Source organism: Kribbella sp. NPDC051718 (genome assembly GCF_040681515.1).
GTDB lineage: Bacteria > Actinomycetota > Actinomycetes > Propionibacteriales > Kribbellaceae > Kribbella.
Window position 1 is genome coordinate 508,922 of the sequence record NZ_JBFAYZ010000005.1, and the last position, 18,578, is coordinate 527,499.

20 protein-coding genes are annotated in these 18,578 nt (G+C 68.1%); 10 read left to right on the plus strand and 10 right to left on the minus strand.

Features of this window, described 5'->3' with window-relative positions; genetic code table 11:
- Nucleotides 1–14: 14 nt before the first annotated feature.
- Entirely contained in the window at nucleotides 15–821 is an 807-nt protein-coding gene (locus tag AB0M15_RS21750) for a LysR family transcriptional regulator (RefSeq protein WP_363821746.1), read from the minus strand.
- Between the two features lie 69 nt (nucleotides 822–890).
- On the opposite strand from AB0M15_RS21750, the gene AB0M15_RS21755 reads away from it, so the two are divergent.
- Nucleotides 891–1,775 (plus strand): NAD(P)H-binding protein, encoded by an 885-nt coding sequence (locus tag AB0M15_RS21755; protein ID WP_363821749.1) that lies wholly within the window; start codon nucleotides 891–893, stop codon nucleotides 1,773–1,775.
- A 14-nt stretch (nucleotides 1,776–1,789) separates the two neighbouring features.
- Nucleotides 1,790–2,476 carry an SDR family NAD(P)-dependent oxidoreductase gene (locus AB0M15_RS21760; protein ID WP_363821752.1) on the plus strand — a complete coding sequence of 229 codons (687 nt, stop codon included), beginning with the start codon at nucleotides 1,790–1,792 and terminating at the stop codon, nucleotides 2,474–2,476.
- 41 nt (nucleotides 2,477–2,517) lie between these two features.
- On the opposite strand, the gene AB0M15_RS21765 is transcribed toward AB0M15_RS21760, so the two are convergent.
- From AB0M15_RS21765 to AB0M15_RS21775, 3 genes are read right to left on the minus strand one after another with little or no spacing between them, the layout of a single operon-like run.
- Complete coding sequence (locus AB0M15_RS21765) at nucleotides 2,518–3,081, minus strand: DinB family protein (protein WP_363821755.1); 564 nt, start codon at nucleotides 3,079–3,081, stop codon at nucleotides 2,518–2,520.
- Nucleotides 3,082–3,096: 15 nt separating this feature from the next.
- Entirely contained in the window at nucleotides 3,097–4,569 is a 1,473-nt protein-coding gene (locus tag AB0M15_RS21770) for a cobyric acid synthase (RefSeq protein ID WP_363821758.1), read from the minus strand.
- 32 nt (nucleotides 4,570–4,601) lie between these two features.
- Entirely contained in the window at nucleotides 4,602–6,194 is a 1,593-nt protein-coding gene (locus AB0M15_RS21775; RefSeq protein WP_363821761.1) for an MFS transporter, read from the minus strand.
- A 117-nt stretch (nucleotides 6,195–6,311) separates the two neighbouring features.
- Between AB0M15_RS21775 and AB0M15_RS21780 the strand changes: the two genes are divergently transcribed.
- From AB0M15_RS21780 to AB0M15_RS21790, 3 genes are all read left to right on the plus strand, one after another.
- Entirely contained in the window at nucleotides 6,312–6,605 is a 294-nt protein-coding gene (locus AB0M15_RS21780; RefSeq protein ID WP_363821764.1) for a GNAT family N-acetyltransferase, read from the plus strand.
- Entirely contained in the window at nucleotides 6,602–7,135 is a 534-nt protein-coding gene (locus AB0M15_RS21785) for a YbaK/EbsC family protein (RefSeq protein WP_363821769.1), read from the plus strand. The genes AB0M15_RS21780 and AB0M15_RS21785 overlap by 4 nt, the downstream gene beginning before the upstream one ends.
- A 65-nt stretch (nucleotides 7,136–7,200) precedes the next feature.
- Nucleotides 7,201–8,025: a helix-turn-helix transcriptional regulator gene (locus AB0M15_RS21790; protein ID WP_363822297.1), complete on the plus strand. Its 825-nt coding sequence runs from the start codon at nucleotides 7,201–7,203 to the stop codon at nucleotides 8,023–8,025.
- A 36-nt stretch (nucleotides 8,026–8,061) separates the two neighbouring features.
- Here AB0M15_RS21790 and AB0M15_RS21795 read toward each other — a convergent pair whose 3' ends face one another.
- Both AB0M15_RS21795 and AB0M15_RS21800 read right to left on the minus strand, forming a co-directional pair.
- Complete coding sequence (locus AB0M15_RS21795) at nucleotides 8,062–8,493, minus strand: organic hydroperoxide resistance protein (RefSeq protein ID WP_363821772.1); 432 nt, start codon at nucleotides 8,491–8,493, stop codon at nucleotides 8,062–8,064.
- A 25-nt stretch (nucleotides 8,494–8,518) separates the two neighbouring features.
- Nucleotides 8,519–9,472, minus strand: a complete 954-nt coding sequence (locus AB0M15_RS21800; protein WP_363821775.1) for a zinc-binding dehydrogenase — start codon at nucleotides 9,470–9,472, stop codon at nucleotides 8,519–8,521.
- Nucleotides 9,473–9,540: 68 nt separating this feature from the next.
- Between AB0M15_RS21800 and AB0M15_RS21805 the strand changes: the two genes are divergently transcribed.
- Nucleotides 9,541–10,203, plus strand: a complete 663-nt coding sequence (locus AB0M15_RS21805; RefSeq protein WP_363821778.1) for a TetR/AcrR family transcriptional regulator — start codon at nucleotides 9,541–9,543, stop codon at nucleotides 10,201–10,203.
- On the opposite strand, the gene AB0M15_RS21810 is transcribed toward AB0M15_RS21805, so the two are convergent.
- The 4 genes from AB0M15_RS21810 to AB0M15_RS21825 form a co-directional block, all read right to left on the minus strand.
- Nucleotides 10,187–10,933 carry a sulfite exporter TauE/SafE family protein gene (locus AB0M15_RS21810; RefSeq protein ID WP_363821781.1) on the minus strand — a complete coding sequence of 249 codons (747 nt, stop codon included), beginning with the start codon at nucleotides 10,931–10,933 and terminating at the stop codon, nucleotides 10,187–10,189. The two genes, AB0M15_RS21805 and AB0M15_RS21810, sit on opposite strands and share 17 nt — an antisense overlap.
- A 136-nt stretch (nucleotides 10,934–11,069) precedes the next feature.
- A complete protein-coding gene (locus AB0M15_RS21815; protein ID WP_363821784.1) occupies nucleotides 11,070–12,233 on the minus strand; it encodes an SPFH domain-containing protein in 1,164 nt (387 codons plus the stop codon).
- Between the two features lie 465 nt (nucleotides 12,234–12,698).
- A complete protein-coding gene (locus AB0M15_RS21820) occupies nucleotides 12,699–13,229 on the minus strand; it encodes an NfeD family protein (RefSeq protein WP_363821787.1) in 531 nt (176 codons plus the stop codon).
- A gap of 74 nt (nucleotides 13,230–13,303) precedes the next feature.
- The gene (locus tag AB0M15_RS21825; RefSeq protein WP_363821790.1) at nucleotides 13,304–14,086 is read right to left on the minus strand and encodes an ABC transporter ATP-binding protein; all 783 of its coding nucleotides are present in this window, start codon (nucleotides 14,084–14,086) and stop codon (nucleotides 13,304–13,306) included.
- An 80-nt stretch (nucleotides 14,087–14,166) separates the two neighbouring features.
- On the opposite strand from AB0M15_RS21825, the gene AB0M15_RS21830 reads away from it, so the two are divergent.
- The 4 genes from AB0M15_RS21830 to AB0M15_RS21845 all read left to right on the plus strand — a co-directional run bounded on the left by AB0M15_RS21830 (nucleotide 14,167) and on the right by AB0M15_RS21845 (nucleotide 18,515).
- A complete protein-coding gene (locus tag AB0M15_RS21830; RefSeq protein ID WP_363821793.1) occupies nucleotides 14,167–14,910 on the plus strand; it encodes a hypothetical protein in 744 nt (247 codons plus the stop codon).
- Between the two features lie 28 nt (nucleotides 14,911–14,938).
- Nucleotides 14,939–16,162 carry a phosphoserine phosphatase SerB gene (gene serB / locus AB0M15_RS21835; protein ID WP_363821796.1) on the plus strand — a complete coding sequence of 408 codons (1,224 nt, stop codon included), beginning with the start codon at nucleotides 14,939–14,941 and terminating at the stop codon, nucleotides 16,160–16,162.
- A gap of 135 nt (nucleotides 16,163–16,297) precedes the next feature.
- Entirely contained in the window at nucleotides 16,298–17,689 is a 1,392-nt protein-coding gene (locus AB0M15_RS21840; RefSeq protein WP_363821799.1) for a glycoside hydrolase family 16 protein, read from the plus strand.
- Nucleotide 17,690: 1 nt separating this feature from the next.
- The gene (locus AB0M15_RS21845; protein WP_363821802.1) at nucleotides 17,691–18,515 is read left to right on the plus strand and encodes a DUF1996 domain-containing protein; all 825 of its coding nucleotides are present in this window, start codon (nucleotides 17,691–17,693) and stop codon (nucleotides 18,513–18,515) included.
- Nucleotides 18,516–18,578 lie beyond the last annotated feature (63 nt).

The following is an 18,578-nucleotide window of genomic DNA, read 5'->3' on the forward strand; positions in this document are numbered from 1 at the left end:
CTTCGCAGGCGGCCTCAGGCCTGGAGCGTCGCGGTCGCCAGGTCGAGGAAGTCGAGCACTCGGTCGGTCCGGCGGCTCGTCGGCACGACCAGGCAAGTCTCGTCCGGCTCGTTGTCCAGGATGGGCAGGTAGACGAGATCGGGACGCGGATACAGCCTGGCCACCGTCTCCGGAACCAGCGCGATGCCGTGGCCGGAGGCGATCAGCTCGAACTTCTCCTCCAGCGAGGCCATCCGGCGCGCCTGGGTGTTCATGATCGACTCGCCGTCGAGGTCCGCCGTCACGACCGACTCGCGGTCTGCCAGCCGGTGCGAGACCGGGAGGCAGGCGACCCTCCGCTCGCGCCCGATCGGGACGATCTCCATCCCGGTACGGTCGAAAGGCCCGCGCAGGAAGCCGACGTCCGCCCGGCCGTCGCGCAGCGGCGCGTCCTGGTCCCACCAGTTCAGCCGGAGCAGGTCGACCTCGACCTCCGGGTACTTCGCTGTGAACGCGAGCACCACCTCGGACAGATGGAGCCCGGACGCGAAGCCGACCACCATCCGCTGCACCCCGCGATCGATCTCGTGCACGCGCCGCACCGCGGAGTCGACGGTCGCGAACACCCCGCGTGCTTCTTGCCGCAACTGCTCCCCCGCCGGCGTCAGCTGCACGCTCCGGGTCGTCCGGACGAACAGGTCGCAGCCGAGCTCACGCTCGAGCGAACGGATCTGCCGGCTCAACACGGGCTGGGCGATGTACAGCTCCTCGGCCGCTCGGCCGAAATGCTGGTGCTCGGCGACAGCCGCGAAGTACCGGAGTTTGCGGAGGTCGAGATCCATACCTCAAGCGTATCAATAGTCACAGAGAGGTATTGGACCCGCCGCTCACGGTCACGCAGAGTTGTCCCCATGATCGTCATCACAACGCCCACCGGCGACATCGGCAGCCGGCTACTGACCACCCTGCTCAACCATGACGAGGAGCTGCGCGTCATCGTGCGCGACCCCGCCAGACTCCCCGACGCGGTCCACGGACGCGTCGACATCGTGACCGGATCGCACGGCGATCCCGAGGTCGTCGGCAAGGCCTTCGCCGACGCCGACGCGGTCTTCTGGATCGTCCCGCCGGACAGTCAGGCGGTCAGTCTGGAGGCGGCGTTCTCCGGATTCACCCGGGCCGCGGCGGACGCGTTCACCAGCTCCGGCGTCAGCCACGTCGTCGGCGTCTCGGCGCTCGGGCGCGGTACGCCGGTCGCCGGGACGGCCGGCCTCGTCACCGCGTCGCTCACCATGGACGACCTGATCGGAGGTACCGGCGTCGCGTACCGCGCACTCGCCAACCCGTCCTTCATGGACAACCTGTTGCGCCAGGTCAGCTCGATCCGCGACCACGGCGTCTTCACCGACACGGCCGCTCCGGACCGGCTGGCACCGTCGGCCTCCACCGGCGACATCGCGGCCGTCGCGGCCCGCCTCCTGCTCGACCGTTCGTGGACCGGCGTGGACAGCGTGCCCGTGCTCGGCCCCGAGAACATCTCCGCGAACGACATGGCCCGGATCATGTCCGACGTACTCGGCCGGCCGATCCGGTACGAGCGTGAAACCCTCGAAGCGATGGCCGCCCGGATGACCGGCTTCGGCCTCAGCGACGCCTTCGTCGGCGGCATGGTCGACATGATGCGCGCGAAGGAGAACGGTCTCGACGACGGCGTCGCCCGGACCCCGGAGAACTCGACGCCGACCACCTTCCGGCAGTGGTGCGAGCTAGTGCTCAAGCCCGCCGTCAACGCCTGATCCCCGGAGAACCTGTGTCTCGAACCGCACTTATCGTCGGAGCATCCCGCACACTCGGGCTCGCACTGGCGACCGAATACCTTCGCCTCGGCTGGAACGTGATCGGTACCGTCCGCGGCACCGAACGAACCAAACTGCACGAACTGGCCGACTCGTCCGACGGCCGGCTCGTGGTCGAATCGCTCGACATCACCGAGCCCAATCAGATCTCCGCGCTGCGCGACCGGCTGGCGGACCGCGAACTCGACCTGCTCTTCGTCAACGCCGGCGTCACCCGAGGCAACCTGCCGATCGCCGAGGTGCCGACGGAGATGTTCGCCGAGGTCCTGATCACCAACGCGCTCAGCCCGCCGCGCGTGATCGAGTCCCTGCGCCCGCTCGTCACCGCAACGGGAACCATCGGCGTGATGTCCTCGCGCCAGGGCAGCCTCGCCATGAACACCAACGGCGGCCAGGATGCCTACCGGGCCAGCAAGTCAGCCCTCAACCAGCTGATGCGCTGCTACGCCGCCCGGTACGCCGATGCCGCCCACACCCTGCTCCTCATCAACCCCGGCTGGGTCAAGACCGACCTCGGTGGCCCCGGCGCTCTCCTCACCATCGAGGAGAGCATTCCGGGCGTCGCGGCCACCATCAATGCGCAGTCCGGCAACCCCGGCCTGCAGTTCCTCGACTACCAGGGCGAAACCGTCCCCTGGTAGGTCCCCGCTTCGCGCCTTCCCCTGTGGAGGCGCAAGCGGTGCTATTTGAAGGTCTCGGCCGCCTGTTGGAGTTTGGTGAAGTAGGCAGACCAGCCGGCCTCGTCCAGTACGTCGGCGTCGGGGCCGCCGGTGCCGTCGATCAGTTCGCGGATGATGTCGGCGTGGCCCGCGTGGTGGGCGGTTTCGTCGACCATCCGGATGAGGAGGAGGCCGAGGGTGGTCGCCCGGCCGCCCTCCGGCCAGTGGGCGACGGAGGCGGGTGCGTCGAGGTCGAGCGAGCTGATCGTCTCGTCGGCGAAGGCGCAGGCGCGTTGGTACAGGGCGATCAGGTCGTCGCTGGACTCCGACGGGAGCGCCCACATGTCGGCGCCGTCCCAGATCGTGCCGTCCTCGACCCAGGCCAGCTTCTCCGGTGGGGTGCGGCCGAGGGACTCGCCCAAGTATGTGTACTCCAGGCCGGCCAGGTGTTTCACCAGGCCCAGCAGGTTCGTCCCGGACGGTACGAGTGGGCGGCGCCGGTCGTACTCACCGATGCCCTCCAGCTTGGCCAGCAGGACGGCGCGGGTGGTCCGGAGTTTCTGATGCAGCTCGTCTTTGAGGTCCACGAGAAGGACGGTAGATCAGGGCGCCGACAGTTTTGGAGCGCCCGGCGGTACGAACGGTAGACCGGCCGGGGTGCCGGATTCGATCAGGGACAGCAGGGCCGCGGTGTCGAGGTGTTCGTCGATGGCGTCGGCGAGGAGGTCGAGGCGGGCTTCGCGCTGGGCCGCGAACGAGATGGAGCCGTCGGGGGCCGGTTTGCCGGTCAGCGCGGCGATCTCGGTCAGGAAGGCGTGGCGGGCGGTGTCGTCGTCGAGCAGTCCGTGCCAGATGGTTCCCCAGACGACGCCTGACCGGCAGCCACCGGGGAAGTCTGTCGCCGAGCCGGTCACCGTGACGACACCGTGGTGGATCTCGTAAGCCGTGGGCGCAGGGCGGGCGAGCACCTTCTCCTCCGTGAACGTGGTTGCTACCGGCAACAGCTCCAAGCCCGTATGAGTGCCACCACCTTCGACGCTTGATGGGTCCGAGATCTCGCCGCCGAGGAGTTGGTAGCCACCGCAGATCCCAAGCACCGGGCGGCCTTCCGCTACCCGCGACGCGACGGCGTCAGCCAGGCCGGTCTCGCGGAGCCAGGCGAGGTCCGAGGTGGTTGCGCGTGAGCCGGGTAGTACGACGAGGTCGGCGTCACGGACCTCTGCGGGGCTCGCGGTGAAGAAGACGCTCGTGGTCGGTTCGACGGCTAGCGCGTCGAGGTCGGTGAAGTTGCTGATCCGCGGGAAGCGCACCACGGCGATGGTGAGCACCGACGAGTCCTGGGAGAGCCGCCGAGCCGGTACGTCGAGCGCGTCCTCGGAGTCGAGCCAGAGACCGGGGAGCCAGGGCAGTACGCCGTACGTCGGCCGGCCGGTCACCGAGCTCAACATCTCGATCCCGGGCTGGAGCAGACTCACATCGCCGCGGAACTTGTTGACCACGAAGCCGCTGATCAGCCGCTGGTCGGCCGCGTCGAGCAACGCGACGGTGCCGAACATCGACGCGAACACGCCGCCGCGGTCGATGTCGCCGACAACCACCACCGGTGCTCGCGTATGTTGCGCCAGGCCCATGTTCACGTAGTCCGACTGGCGGAGGTTGATCTCGGTGGGGCTGCCGGCGCCCTCGCTGATCACCACGTCGTAGCGCGAAGCGAGGTCGTCGTACGCGGCAAAAGCTGCCTTCGCCAACTCTGCTCGCTCGGTGAGGAACCCGCGAGCGGTCAGCTCGCCCCACGGCTCCCCCATCAGTACTACGTGGCTGCGGCGGTCGCTGCCCGGCTTGAGGAGCACTGGGTTCATGGCGGCTTCGGGCTCGGCGCCGGCGGCCACTGCCTGGATCCACTGGGCGCGGCCGATCTCGGCGCCGTCGGCACAGACCATGGAGTTGTTGGACATGTTCTGAGCCTTGTACGGCGCTACGCGGACCCCTTGGCGCGCCAGCCACCGGCAGAGCCCGGTCACCACGGTCGTCTTGCCCGCGTCGGACGTAGTACCGGCTACTAGGAGGGAACCCACGGGGGTTGATCCTAGTGGCCGGCACTGGACGACTATCGATCCGCGGGCGGATCCTCCGAGCCCGGCTGCTGGGACTCTGGTACCACCGGAGTGATCCGCCGCCCCTGCGCATCCGTACTTGGCAACCGTGGCGCCGGCCCCTGGAACCGCGTCGCACCCGCAGCCTCCCGAGCCGACAGCGGCTTGGCCACGTTCTCCAGCGACTGCCCTTCAGCGTCCACCCCGAAGAACCAAGCGATCAGACCACCGATCAGCATGACCGCCGCGCCGATGATGTACCCGACCGTCAACGGCCCGCGCGGCGGATTGTCGCCCTCCCCGATCAGCGAAGCGAACAGGAACGGCGCGATCACGCCACCGGTCAGCTGCGAGATCGCGAAGAAGAACGAGATCGCCTGTCCACGCAGCTCGATCGGGAAGATCTCGCTCACCGTCAGGTACGCCGACGACGCGCCCGCCGAGGCGAAGAAGAACACAACGCACCACAACGCGGTCAGCCCGGCCGCGTTCAGCGCGCCCGAGTTGAACAGCAGCGCCGTGATGAACAGCACCACGGCCGAGGTCGAGTACGTCGCCAGGATCATCTTGCGGCGGCCGATGGTGTCGAACCAGTGGCCGAGCAGCAACGGGCCGGCCAGGTTCCCGATCGCGAACGGGAAGAAGTACAGGGCGACGCCGGAGTCGGACAACCCGAAGTACGACTTCAGCACCAGCGCGTAGGTGAAGAAGATCGCGTTGTAGAGGAACGCCTGGGTGACCATCATCGAGAAGCCGAGGAACGATCTGCTCCGGTAGTCGCGCAGCATGATCCGGGCGATCTCGCGGTACGTCACCGGCGGATAGTCGACCACGTTGATCGCTTCGTCGTCGGTCACCTCGCGCAGTTCGCCACCCTGCCGCCGGACGGTCTCCTCGATCGAGTCGACGGTCCGCTCGGCCTCCTCGACCCGGCCGTGCGTCATCAGCCAGCGCGGGCTCTCCGGGATGTGCCGGCGCAGGTAGATGATCATCAGGCCCATCACCGGACCGACCAGGAAGCACAGCCGCCAGCCCCACTCGACCGGGATGATGTCCTTGTCCAGGAAGACCAGGCCGACCGCCGAACCGATCAGCGCACCGGCCCAGTACGTCCCGTTGACGCCGATGTCGACCCGGCCCCGGTACTTCGACGGGATCAGCTCGTCGATCGCCGAGTTGATTGCGGCGTACTCACCGCCGATGCCCATCCCGGCCACGAACCGGCAGAGCGCGAGCGACCAGAAGTCCCAGGTCAGACCCGCCGCGCCGGACGCCACCAGATAGACGACCAACGTGATGATGAACAGGCTCTTGCGACCGAACTTGTCGGTCATCCGGCCGAAGAACAGCGCGCCTACCACTTCACCAGCGAGGTAGATGGACGCCAGCAGACCGACCTCTTTGGTGCTCAGCCCGAGGGTCGCGCCTTCTTTCAGGGTGTTGCCGACCAGGGAGACCAGCTGGATCTCCAGGCCGTCCAGAATCCAGGAGACGCCGAGACCGACGACGATCATCCAGTGGAACCGGGTCCACGGCAATCGGTCCATCCGGGCGGGTACCAGACTCGGTATCGCCTTGCCCTCGTCCAAGGCATGCTCGCTGCTCATTCGCACTCCTCCCGGCCGGCGTCAGAAAATCTCCGCTAGAGCCCGTACCCCGCGAGTAACTCCCGCAAAACCCACCGCCACAACTGAGCCTTCCGGAGGCTGGATACAGTGGCTGGCATGGAGAACGAGATCGCGATCACGGACGCCGCGGATGCCAGCCGGTACGAGGCGCGCGATGCCGACGGCAACCTGATGGGCTTCGTCGACTACAAGCGGTTCGGCTCGGTGATCGCCTTCCGGCACGCGGAGACGCTGCCCGAGTACCAGGGCCATGGGGTGGCGAGCAAGATCGCGACCAAGTCCCTCGACGATGCCCGCGCCGCGGGGCTGCGGGTCCGGCCGGCCTGCCCGTACTACCAGGACTTCCTGAAGAAGCACACCGAGTACGCCGACCTGGTGGACGCCGAGTGAGCGCGCCCGTTCTCGGCAAGCTGGAGTGGCGGGCGGCTTCCGAAGTACCGGAGTTGCTGGCCGAGCCGGTGCGGGCTGCCCTTGGGGACCTGCCGGCGTGGGCGGTCGCGATCGATCCGACGCTGGCCGACACGGCCGCGTTCTGCGCGGAGTACGACGTACCGATGGCCGCGTCGGCGAACTGCGTGATCGTGCACGGCAAGCGGGCCGGCGAGTCGACCTACGCCGCGTTGATGGTGCTGGCCACTCACCGGGCCGACGTGAACGGGGTCGTGCGCAAGCATCTCGGCGTCCGGAAGATCTCGTTCGCGGCGCAGGACGACGCGGTCGGCTCGACCGGGATGGAGTACGGCGGCATCACGCCGATCGGCGTACCGGCTGCTTGGCCCGTGCTCGTCGACGAGGCAGTGGCTCAGGCCGGGCTGGTCGTGATCGGCAGTGGGATCCGTGGATCGAAGCTGCTCGTCGACGGCGCCGAGCTGGCCAAGCTTCCGAGCGCCACGGTGCTCGAACTCGCGACTCCCGCCTGAACTCCGGCTAGCATGCTGGGGTGACGGTGGCGGGTGGTGATGGTGGGCCGACCGCGCTCCGCATCATGCTCGGCGGGCATCTGCGCCGGATGCGCGAGGCCGCGGGAATCAGCCGCGCCGACGCGGGCTGGCAGATCCGTGCCTCGGAGTCCAAGGTCAGCCGGATGGAACTCGGCCGGGTCGGGTTCAAGGAACGCGACGTGAACGACCTGCTCGACCTGTACGAGATGAAGGACGCGCAGGAACGCGAGCGGTTGATGGAGTTGGCGCGCGCGGCGAACAACCCCGGCTGGTGGTCCCGGTACGGCGACGTGATGCCTAGCTGGTTCGGCAACTACGTCGGGCTCGAGGTCGCGGCCAAGCTGATCCGGACGTACGAGCTGCTCTTCGTGCCCGGGCTGCTGCAGACCGAGGACTACGCCCGAGCGGTCGTCCAGCTCGGCAAGGCCTACCTGCCGTCCGAGGAGATCAACCAGCGGGTGGCATTGCGGGTGACCCGGCAGCAGATCCTCACCCGACCCGATCCCGTCCGCTTGTGGGTCGTGCTCGACGAGGCCGCGCTGCACCGGCCGGTCGGCGGGCGCGACACGATGCGCGAGCAGATCCAGCACCTGATCGAGGCCTCGCAGAAGCCGAACGTGACGCTGCAGATCATGCCGTTCAGCAGCGTCGGCTATCCCGACGCCGGCGGCGCGTTCAGCATCCTGCGCTTCCCCGAAGGCGATCTGCCGGACGTCGTCTACATCGAGCACGCGGCGAGCGCGCTCTACCTCGACAAACTCGAGGACCTGGACGAGTACGCCGCGATCATGGAGGCACTCACGATCGCGGCGGCGCCGGTCAGCGCCACCCAGGCCCTGCTCGCGGAAGCCCTCGAGCGGATGAGCTGAGCCTGAGCAGCCTGACCGGTACTACGGGTTGGTGGTTCAGGCGACGCTGAGGTCGACCTTGATGTTGCCGCGGGTCGCGTTGGAGTACGGGCAGACCTGGTGAGCCGTGGCCACCAGCGCTTCGGCCTCAGCGCGCTCCAGGTGCGGGAGGGTGACGACGAGCTCGACCTCGAGGCCGTAGCCCGCGCCGCCGTTGATCGGGCCGATGCCGACGGCCGCGGTGACGGTCGAGTCGTCGACGTTCTGCTTGGTCTTGCGGGCGACCGTCTTCATCGCGCTGTGGAAGCAGGACGCGTAGCCGGCGGCGAAGAGCTGCTCGGGGTTGGTGCCGTCACCGCTGCCGCCCATCTCCTTCGGCGGGGCGAGGGTGACGTCCAGCTTGCCGTCGTCGCTCGCGGTGTGACCCTGGCGGCCGCCCTCGGCGGTGGCGCGGGCGGTGTACAGAACCTTCTCTACTGCGATGGTCATCTTCTATGTCTCCTAGCGCGGTGTTTCAGCGAGTGGGGTCGAGCACGAGCTTGCCGACGGTCCGGCGGGCCCGCATGTCTTCGTGGGCGGTGACGATCTCGGAGAGGGCGTAGTCGCCACCCAGGATCGAGCGTAGTTTGCCGTCCTGAACCAGCCCGAACAGTTCGTCGAGCGGCTCACGCAGCAGCGCGGGGCTCTTGAAGCAGTCGGCCAGCCAGAAGCCGGCGATCGTCTTCGAGCCCTTCATCAAGCGGGCCGGCTGGATCGGCTCGGCCATTTGCCGCGAGGCCGCACCGAAGGTGACCAGGCGGCCGAAGGTGGCCAGCGCGTCGAACGACTCGTTCAGCGTGGTACCGCCGACCATCTCCAGCACGATGTCGACGGGCTTGCCGTCGTTCGCCTCGATGATCCGGTCCTTCAGGCCCTCCGGCTCGCCGTCGATCGCGGCGTCCGCACCGAGCTCGAGGATCTGCTTGCGCTTCTCCTCGGTGGAGGCGGTCGCGATGACGCGTCCGGCGCCCCACAGCTTGGCCAGTTGGATGGCGAGCGAACCGACGCCACCGGCGCCGGCGTGAATCAGTACGGACTCCCCCGGCTGCATGTGCGTCGAGGTCTTCAGCAGGTGCCAAGCGCTCGTGCCCTGCACGATCAAGGCCAGTGCGTCGGCGTCACTGACGCCTTCCGGTACGTCGAACGCGGCCTGCGCGTAGCCGACGGCCTTCTCCGCATAACCACCGGAACCGACCAGCGCGACGACCCGGCGGCCGTCCTCGGTATGACCGACGACCTCGCCACCCGGGGTCAGCGGCAGCTTCGCCTTGGACAGATAGCTGTTCTCGACCTGGTGGGTGTCGGCGTAGTTGACGCCCGCCCGGTCGACGGTGATCAGGATCTGCCCCTCACCCGGCACCGGCTCCTCGATGTCGACCACCTTGAGGACCTCGGGCCCACCGAACTCGCTGATCTGTACGGCTCGCACTGTGTCGCGCTCCTTCGCATTGGTTCCTTACAACGTACTATACACTGTACGTTAAGGAGGTCGATGAGATGTCGGACACCAAACCAAGAACGCCGCGGAACACGCTCAATCCGGACCTGATCGTGCAGACCGCGCTCGACCTGATGGAGGCCAAGGGCACCGACGGCTTCAGCCTGCGCGGCCTGGCCGGCGAGCTGGGTGTCGGTCCGATGGCGCTCTACACGTATTTCCGGAACAAGGACGAGCTGTACGACGCGGTCCGCGACCACCTGATGGCTCTGGTGCCCGATGTGCCGCAGGATCTCCCCTGGCCTGACCAGGTCCGCTTCGTCTGCCGCGGACTGCGCGCGCTGATGCTGCAACACCCTTGCCTTGCGCAACTACTAGCGAGTCGACCGCTCAGCGGCAACGAGACCGCCCGGGTGGCCGAAGGCCTGCTCGGCGTACTGCGGGCCGCCGGGCTCGAGCCGGAAGCCGCCGCCCGGACGCACACCACCCTCTTCACCTACGTGCTCGGCGCCACGACCTGGGAGATCCAGATGGCTTCCGAGCGTCTCGACCCGGATGCCTGGCGCCGGTTGCGAACCTCGATGGAGTCGCTGTCCGCACACGAGTTCCCCACCGTCGTCGAGCTCGCACCCGAGCTCGCCCGGACCACAGGCGGCGACGAGCAGTTCGACTACGGGCTGGATCTGTTGCTGGCGGGGCTCGAGGCTAGAAGACCATCGTGACGATGGCGACGATGCCGATCACGACGATCAGCACGCGCAGGCCGGTCGGCGGGAGCTTGCGGCCGTAGCGGGCGCCGACGAATCCGCCGATGGTGGAGCCGACCGCGATCAGCGCGGCCGCGAGCCAGTCGACGTCCGCGACGATGATGAACAAGATCGCGGCGATGCCGTTGACGACCGTGGCGAGCACGTTCTTCAGGCCGTTCATCCGTTGCAGGTTCGCGTCCATGCCGATGCCGAGGATCGCCATCAGCAGGACGCCCTGGGCCGCGCCGAAGTAGCCGCCGTAGACGCCGGTGAGGAAGACGGCGGGGATCACCCACCAGGCGCCGCGATGGGTGTGCGCGGGGAGGCTGATCCGCTTGGACAGCCACGGTTGCAGGGCGACCAGGACGCAGCCGAGCAGGATCAGGCCGGGGACGACGGCTTTGAAGGCCGAGCCGGGGAGCTTCAGGAGCAGGACGGCTCCGACGATGCCGCCGAGAAGCGAGGCGGGGATCAGGCGCAGGAGGCGGCCGCGCTGGCCTTCCAGTTCACGCCGGTAGCCGATCGCGCCGGCCGCCGTACCGGGCGAGAGGCCGATGTTGTTGCTGACGTTCGCCAGGACCGGCGGGATGCCGACAGCAAGCAACGTGGGGAAGGTCAGCAACGTGCCGGACCCCACCACCGCGTTGATCGTGCCCGCGCCCATACCCGCCACCAGGACGAACAGCGCCTCGAACCATGTCATCGTCGCAAGACTCTACGCACCTGATAGCCGTTTCCGATCATCAGTCCGACGACTGAACAGGTTTCTGCAGTGAACGTCACACGGCCCGGCTCGTAGATGCGAGCCGGGCCGTGTGACGTTACTTAGTGCCAGGGTCTTAGCGCTCGACCGGAGGGCCGTCCTGGACCGGGGAGGTCTGCTCGGGTGCCGAGGTGACCGCCGGGGGTGCCTGCTGGGCCGCACGGTTGCCGACGGCTGCGTTCTGCGCGGCCGCGATGGCTTCCTGGACGGCGTTGTCGGCCTCGACCACGGCTGCGTCCGGCGTGGCCGCCGAACCGAGACCGCTGTCCACCGACACAGCCTGCGAGTCGCCCAGGTCGGGCTCCGGGAACGGACCCTCGGCCTTCTGGGTGATGCCGGCGATCTGGCCGACGGCGCTGCCGAGGCCTTCCATCGCCTTGCCGATCTCGCTCGGGATGATCCACAGCTTGTTCGAGTCGCCCTGGGCGATCGACGGCAGCATCTGCAGGTACTGGTAGGCGAGCAGGCCCTGGTCGGGCTTGCCGGCGTGGATCGCGTTGAAGACCGTGGTGATGGCCTGCGCCTCACCCTGCGCCTTCAGGATCCGCGCCTCCCGCTCGGCCTGGGCCCGCAGGATCCGGGACTCCCGGTCGCCCTGCGCGGTCAGGATCGCGGACTGCTTCTGGCCCTCGGCCGACAGGACGGCCGACTGCCGCATACCTTCGGCGGTCAGGATCGCGGCGCGCTTGTCGCGGTCCGCGCGCATCTGCTTCTCCATCGAGTCCTGGATCGACGGCGGCGGGTCGATCGAGCGGAGCTCGACCCGGTTGACCCGGATGCCCCACTTGCCGGTCGCCTCGTCCAGCACGTACCGGAGCTTCTCGTTGATCTCCTCACGAGAGGTCAGCGTCTGCTCGAGGTCCATGCCACCGATGATGTTTCGCAGCGTGGTCATCGTCAGCTGCTCGATGGCCTGGATGTAGTTGGAGATCTCGTAGGTCGCCCGGACCGGGTCGTTGACCTGGAAGTAGATGACGGAGTCGATCGACACCATCAGGTTGTCCTCGGTGATGACGCCCTGCGGCGGGAACGCGACCACCTGCTCACGCATGTCGATCGTGTAGCGGACCTTGTCGACGAACGGGGTCAGCAGGTTCAGGCCGGGCTGCAAGCCGACCTTGAACTTCCCGAACCGTTCCACGATGCCCACGGTCTGCTGCTGCACGACCCGGACAGATTTGATCAGTGTGACGACCACCAGTAAGGCGACCAATGCCAGCACTATGAGGAACGCGGTCACGTGACCCTCCCACTCGAAGAACCCTCAGGACGGACAGTCTTTCCTATCGACGGGCCACCGTGTGCAACGGTTCCCTCACGATCGGAACTGTCCATGAAACCGACAGTACTTCGAGCCCAGCGCCGCACAACCGCGCCACACCACGGCAGTGGTCGCCACCCCACCAACCCGGTCTGCCCCGCCAGTGCCCGGTGCGCTCGGCCGCTGGCAGGTTATGGGGCCGCTGGCGTGAAGCATCAGGCCAGCGGTACGAAATCCCGCCAGCCGACGCCGGGACGGGCCCATCTCCCCAAACCCCTTATCCCGAAGGGATTTCCCTCCCCAACCGCCAACCCGGCCCGCAACCTTCCCCATCATTACCCCGCGAACCGGCCGACCTTGTCATCGTCACCACGCGACTCGACCGGCTTTGCCAGGGCGCACCACAGCAGCCCGCAACCACGGCCCTCCCTGCGTGGCTGCCGGTCAGCGCGGTGGTTCGGAGTCCTTCGGCTCGGTCTTCTCCGGGCCGCGGAGTTCGGGGAGGGTGTGGTCGATCGGTTGCCCGATCGGGTAGACCACCGCGGTGGCGCCGTCGATGGACATGACCTCCACCCGGGTGCCGGGCTGGATGGTGGAGACGTCGTCGTAGGGGCGGGCGGTCCAGAGTTCGCCGTTGAGTTTGATCGAGCCGCCGCCGTCGGGGTGGATCTCCTTGACCACGACGCCGCTGCGGCCGATCACATGGGCCGAGCCGGTCTTCAGCTCGCCGGTGTGGTGCAGTTTGCGGACCAGGAGCGGGCGGATGGCGCCCAGCATCGCGGCCGCGGTGATCAGGCCGACGACGATCTGCAACCAGAGCAGGTGCGGGAACAAGGCGCCTACGCCGGCCGCGGTGATCGCCCCCGCGGCGAGCATCAGCAAGGTGAAGTCGAGCGAAGCCAGCTCCGCCAGACCGAGCACGACGGCGATCCCGAGCCAAGCCGCCCAGACGTTGTCCCGCAGCCAATCCATCATCTGCCAACTCTATCCGCGTTCGGGACCTCAGGCAGGTCCATCTCCAGTGTGACGCGGAGAAACAGCTTCTGGATTCAGAGTGCGCGGGCGAAGTACCGGCCGTCGCGGTGGTCGAGGCTGAGCGCGAGGTCGAAGGTGTCGCTCAGCGTCTCGGCCGTCAGGGCCTGGTCGATCGGGCCGGCGGAGATCACCCGGCCCTGCTTCAGCAGCAGGGCGTGGGTGAAGCCCGGCGGGATCTCCTCGACGTGATGCGTGACGAGGACCATCGCCGGTGCCCCCTCGGCGGTCGCGATCGAGCTGAGCGACCGGACCAACTGTTCGCGACCCGTAAGGTCCAGCCCCGCGGCCGGCTCGTCCAGCAACATCAGCTCGGGGTCGGTCATCAGCGCGCGGGCGATCTGGACCCGCTTGCGCTCCCCCTCGGACAGCGTGCCGAAGGTGCGATCGCTGAGGTGGCCGATGCCGAGCTCGGTCAGCAGCTCCTTGGCGCGCTGGTGGTCGAGCTCGTCGTACTCCTCGCGCCAGCGGCCGAGGACGGCGTACGACGCGGAGACCACCACGTCGGACACCCGCTCGGACTTCGGCAGCCGGTCGGCGAGCGCGGCGCTGGTCAGCCCGATCCGCGGCCGCAGCTCGAACACGTCGACCGCGCCGAGTACCTCACCGAGCAGCCCGACCACACCGGTCGTCGGGTGCATCTGGGCCGCGAGGATCTGCAGCATCGTCGTCTTGCCGGCCCCGTTCGGGCCGATCACGACCCAGCGGTCGGTCTCCTCGATGGACCAGTCGACGCCGTCCAGCAAAACGGCGCCACCGCGCACGATCGAAACCCCGGCCAGCTCCGCCACTGCAGTCATAGGACCAAAACCTACGGGGTGCCTCCGCGCGACTCGCGACGACCCTGCCCGCGTCGGGCGATCACCGGCCGGATGGGACAATGGCAGGTGTGCTGACCACTGCCGCCTCGGTGCGTTTCACCGTCTGGACCAACGCCATGCTGACCGGCGCCTGCGATCCGGACACGGCCGCGCACAAGATCCTCGGCGAGGACGTCGGGCACCACGTGTCCGGCCTCGCCGCGCACCCCACCCCGGCCACGTTGCCGGTGGCCCTCAACCTGTTGCGCGCGGCCGGGGCGACGCAGGCGCATCTCGCCCTGCCCATCCCGGGTGACCCGATCGGGCTGGCCGGGCCGCCTACCTTCAACGAGGCTGCGTTGGAGACGGGCGAAGCCGTAGTACTGACTGGAGCGGAGATAGGGCTCGTACCTTCGTACGTCGGCCCTGCCGTGCAGTGGACCGTCTTGCCGGCGACCAGTCCGTTGCCGGCCGACTTCGGTGAAGCCGACCGTGGGTTGCGGGCCGCGCTGATCGAGGCCGCCGAGTCGCTCGCCAAGCTCGATGTCGCGAAGTGGAAGCCAGAGGTCGCCGACGCGCTGATCGACATCCGCCGGATCGGTTCGGGCAAGGGCGACGACCTTGCCCCCGGCTACGAAGCCCGCGCGGTGAAGACGGCCGCCACCGCCCGTCGCTGTCTCGCCATCGCCGATGCCGCTCTGGAGGACGACGGGGCGGCCATCACGGGCGCGGAAGCGGACGCCCGGCGCCGCGCGCTGACCGATCTGGCCTCGGCTGCCAGGCGCGCACTCGTTGCGGCATGTGGACCGCCAACCTCCCGTTGACAATTCATCGGTAGCCTGGGGCCTTGAGATGACAGGACAGGCTGAGCACGAGACGTCGATAGCAGACCGCCCCACGCTGCTGGTCACTTTGACCGGTACGGACCGGCCTGGTCTGACTTCCGCAGTACTGTCGATGCTCGCGTTGCGCGGGCTCGACGTGATCGATGCCGAACAGGTGGTACTCCGGGGCCGGCTCGTGCTCGGTGTGCTGCTGTCGGCGCCGCGCGACCACAAGGAACTCAAGAAGGAGCTCAAGGCTCTCGCCGAGAACCTCGAGGTCGACATCAGCCTGAAGAAGGGCTTCGGCGACAACGAACCCCGTCGCAAGGGCCGGACCCAGGTGACGGTGATCGGCAGCCCGCTCACCGCGCAGGGCTTCGCCGCGATCGCCGGCCGGATCGCCGACACCGGCGCCAACATCGACCGGATCAGCCGGATGGCGCGCTACCCGGTGACCGCGATGGAGATCGCCGTCTCGGGTGCCGATCCGGACTCGCTGCGGACGGTGCTCGCGCTCGAAGGCGTGACCCAGGGGCTGGACGTCGCAGTACAGCCTGGTGGTCTGTACCGGCGCGCCAAGCGGCTGATCGTGATGGACGTCGACTCGACCCTGATCCAGGGCGAAGTGATCGAGATGCTCGCCTCGCACGCCGGCCGGCTCGAAGAGGTCGCGGCGGTCACCGAGCTGGCGATGCGCGGCGAGCTCGACTTCGCCGAGTCGCTGCGCAGCCGGGTCGCGACGCTCGAGGGGCTGCCGGCGTCGGCGCTCGACGAGGTGTACGAGGCGATCGTGCTGGCGCCGGGCGCGCGCACGCTGGTCCGGACGCTGAAGCGGCTCGGCTACCAGTTCGCGATCGTCAGCGGCGGCTTCAGCCAGATCACCGACAAGCTCGCTGCCGACCTCGGTATCGACTTCGCCAGCGCCAACGAGCTGGAGATCGTCGACGGCAAGCTGACCGGCAAGGTGATCGGCGACATCGTCGACCGGGCCGGCAAGGCGACAGCCCTCCGCCGCTTCGCCGAGACCTCCGGCACGCCGCTGTCCCAGACCGTCGCCATCGGCGATGGCGCCAACGACCTCGACATGCTCGCCGCGGCCGGCCTGGGCATCGCCTTCAACGCCAAGCCGGTAGTCCGGGCCGCCGCCGACACCCACGTCAGCGTTCCCTACCTCGACACGATCCTCTACCTGCTCGGCATCAGCCGCGAAGAGGTCGAAGCCGCCGACGCGGACGCCGAAACCACCAGCTGAAGAAGGCAGGGAACGCTCCCTCGTGGCAATCGGGTGACAAGGCGTTGACACCGGGCAATGAGAGCGCTCTCATGGGCGTAACGCACCCGCCCCGGCGTCGATCTGGTGACGGCGCCTGACCGTGGAGGTCATTTCATGCGTTCCCGCCGCCGAACCATCCTCAGTGCACTAATTGCTCCCGTTCTGGTCGTGACCGCGTTGACGGTCGCGGCGCAGGCCAGTGTTCCGCCGCCGCCCGCGGGGTGGACGACGGTGTGGAGTGACGACTTCAACGGCAACAGCGACACTTTGCCGTCCGGCGCCAACTGGATCATCGACACCGGTCACGCCTATCCGGGCGGCCCGGGCAACTGGGGTACCGGGGAGATCCAGAACTACACGAACAGTACGAACAACCTCGCCCTCGACGGCGCCGGCAACCTCCGGATCACGCCTCGACGCGATGGTGCCGGCAACTGGACGTCGGCCCGGATCGAGACTCAGCGCAGCAACTTCAAGCCGCCGTCAGGTGGTGTGGTCGCGATGGAGGCGCGGATCCAGATGCCCAACGTCACCGGCAACGCGGCTCTCGGCTACTGGCCCGCGTTCTGGGCGCTCGGTTCGCCGTACCGGGGCAACTACTGGAACTGGCCGGGTATCGGCGAGTTCGACATCATGGAGAACGTCAACGGGCTCAACTCGGTCTGGGGCGTGCTGCACTGCGGCGTGAACCCGGGCGGTCCGTGCAACGAGACGACCGGCATCGCGAGCAACCGCGCCTGCCCGGGTAGCACCTGCCAGGCCGGCTTCCACACGTACCGGTTCGAGTGGGACACCAGCATCTCGCCGAACCAGTTCCGCTGGTACGTCGATGGGCAGCAGTTCCACTCCGTCAGCCAAGGGCAGCTGCCGGCCGACACCTGGAACGCGATGACATCGCATGCCGGGTACTTCCTCCTGCTCAATGTCGCCATCGGCGGGGCGTTCCCGGATGCTCTCGCCGCGCCGACGCCTCGCGCCGAGACCGTCCCCGATCGGCCGATGGTGATCGACTACGTCGCCGTGTCCACCCGTGGTGGCGGTGGGGATCCGACGACTCCCCCGACCACGCCGCCGACCACCCCGCCTGGCGGTGGCGGTAGCGCGTACAGCAACATCCAGGCCGAATCGTTCAGCCAGCAAGGCGGTGTCGGCGTCGAGACGACCAGCGACTCCGGCGGCGGGCAGAACCTGATGCAGCTCGGGAACGGCGACTGGGCGCTCTACCCCAACGTCGACTTCGGGAGCTCCGCGGCTCATCAATTCGTCGGTCGGGTGGCATCGGGGGCTGCCGGTGGAGTGAGCGGTCTCGTGGAGGTTCGCCTCGACAATAGGAGCAACGCGCCGATCGGAAGCTTCGCGGTGGCCAATACGGGTGGCTGGCAGAGCTGGCGGAGTGTGCCGGCCAACATCAGCGCGGTCACCGGCGTACACAACGTCTATCTGACCTTCACGAGCGGCCAGCCGGCCGACTTCGTCAACGTCAACTGGTTCACCTTCGGGCACTGAGATGCGCGCGACGAAGGTTCTCACCGCAGGGGTTGTGCTGATCGCGGCAGCTGCCGCGGTACTGGTTCATCAGCAGGCGCAGGCGACGCCGCAGCCGGTGGATCACTCGAAGATGCATCATGGCGAGGCTCCGACCGCCGCGGAGGCGGCTGCGATGCGGAAGTTGCAGCTGGCTCCGGTGCCGGGGTCGGAGTTCCGGGCTGAGTGCAGGAGCAGTCATCGGGCCGGGAACGACCCGATTGTGTTTCCTGGTCAGACGGGCGCGTCGCATATCCACGAGTTCTTCGGGAACACGTCGACGAATGCCGACTCGACGCTGCAGTCGCTGCGGCTGGGCGGTACGAATTGCAATCCGGTGGCCGACAAATCGGCGTATTGGACTCCCACTCTGTATCAGAACGGCGTGCCGGTCGCGCCCGACCGCTGGTCCTGCGTTGGCCAAAGCCAGTCGAGCCGGGACTTCCTGAGCTGCCCACCGGGTTCGAAGCTGGAGAACTACCTCGACTTCCCGACCTGCTGGGACGGCGTCCGCCTCGACTCCCCCAACCACAAGGACCACATGGCCTTCCCCACCGGCCCCACCTGCCCGGCCACCCACCCGGTCGTGGTCCCCCGCCTGGATTTCCTGATCACCTACCCGGTCAACGGCGGAGGCCTGACCCTGGCCGGAACCCGCAACGGCCAACTCGTCACAACGGCCCCCGGCTACACCTTCCACGGCGACTTCCTGAACGCCTGGGATCCAGCCGAACTCCAACGCCGCATCACCAACTGCATCAAAGCCGGCTACACCTGCGGCACCGACGGCAACCCCATCCAGCAGTAGAAGCCAGCTGGTGCCGGGCCCGTCCCACCCCGGCGCCAGCGCCGTACTTTGGCGACCGAAGCG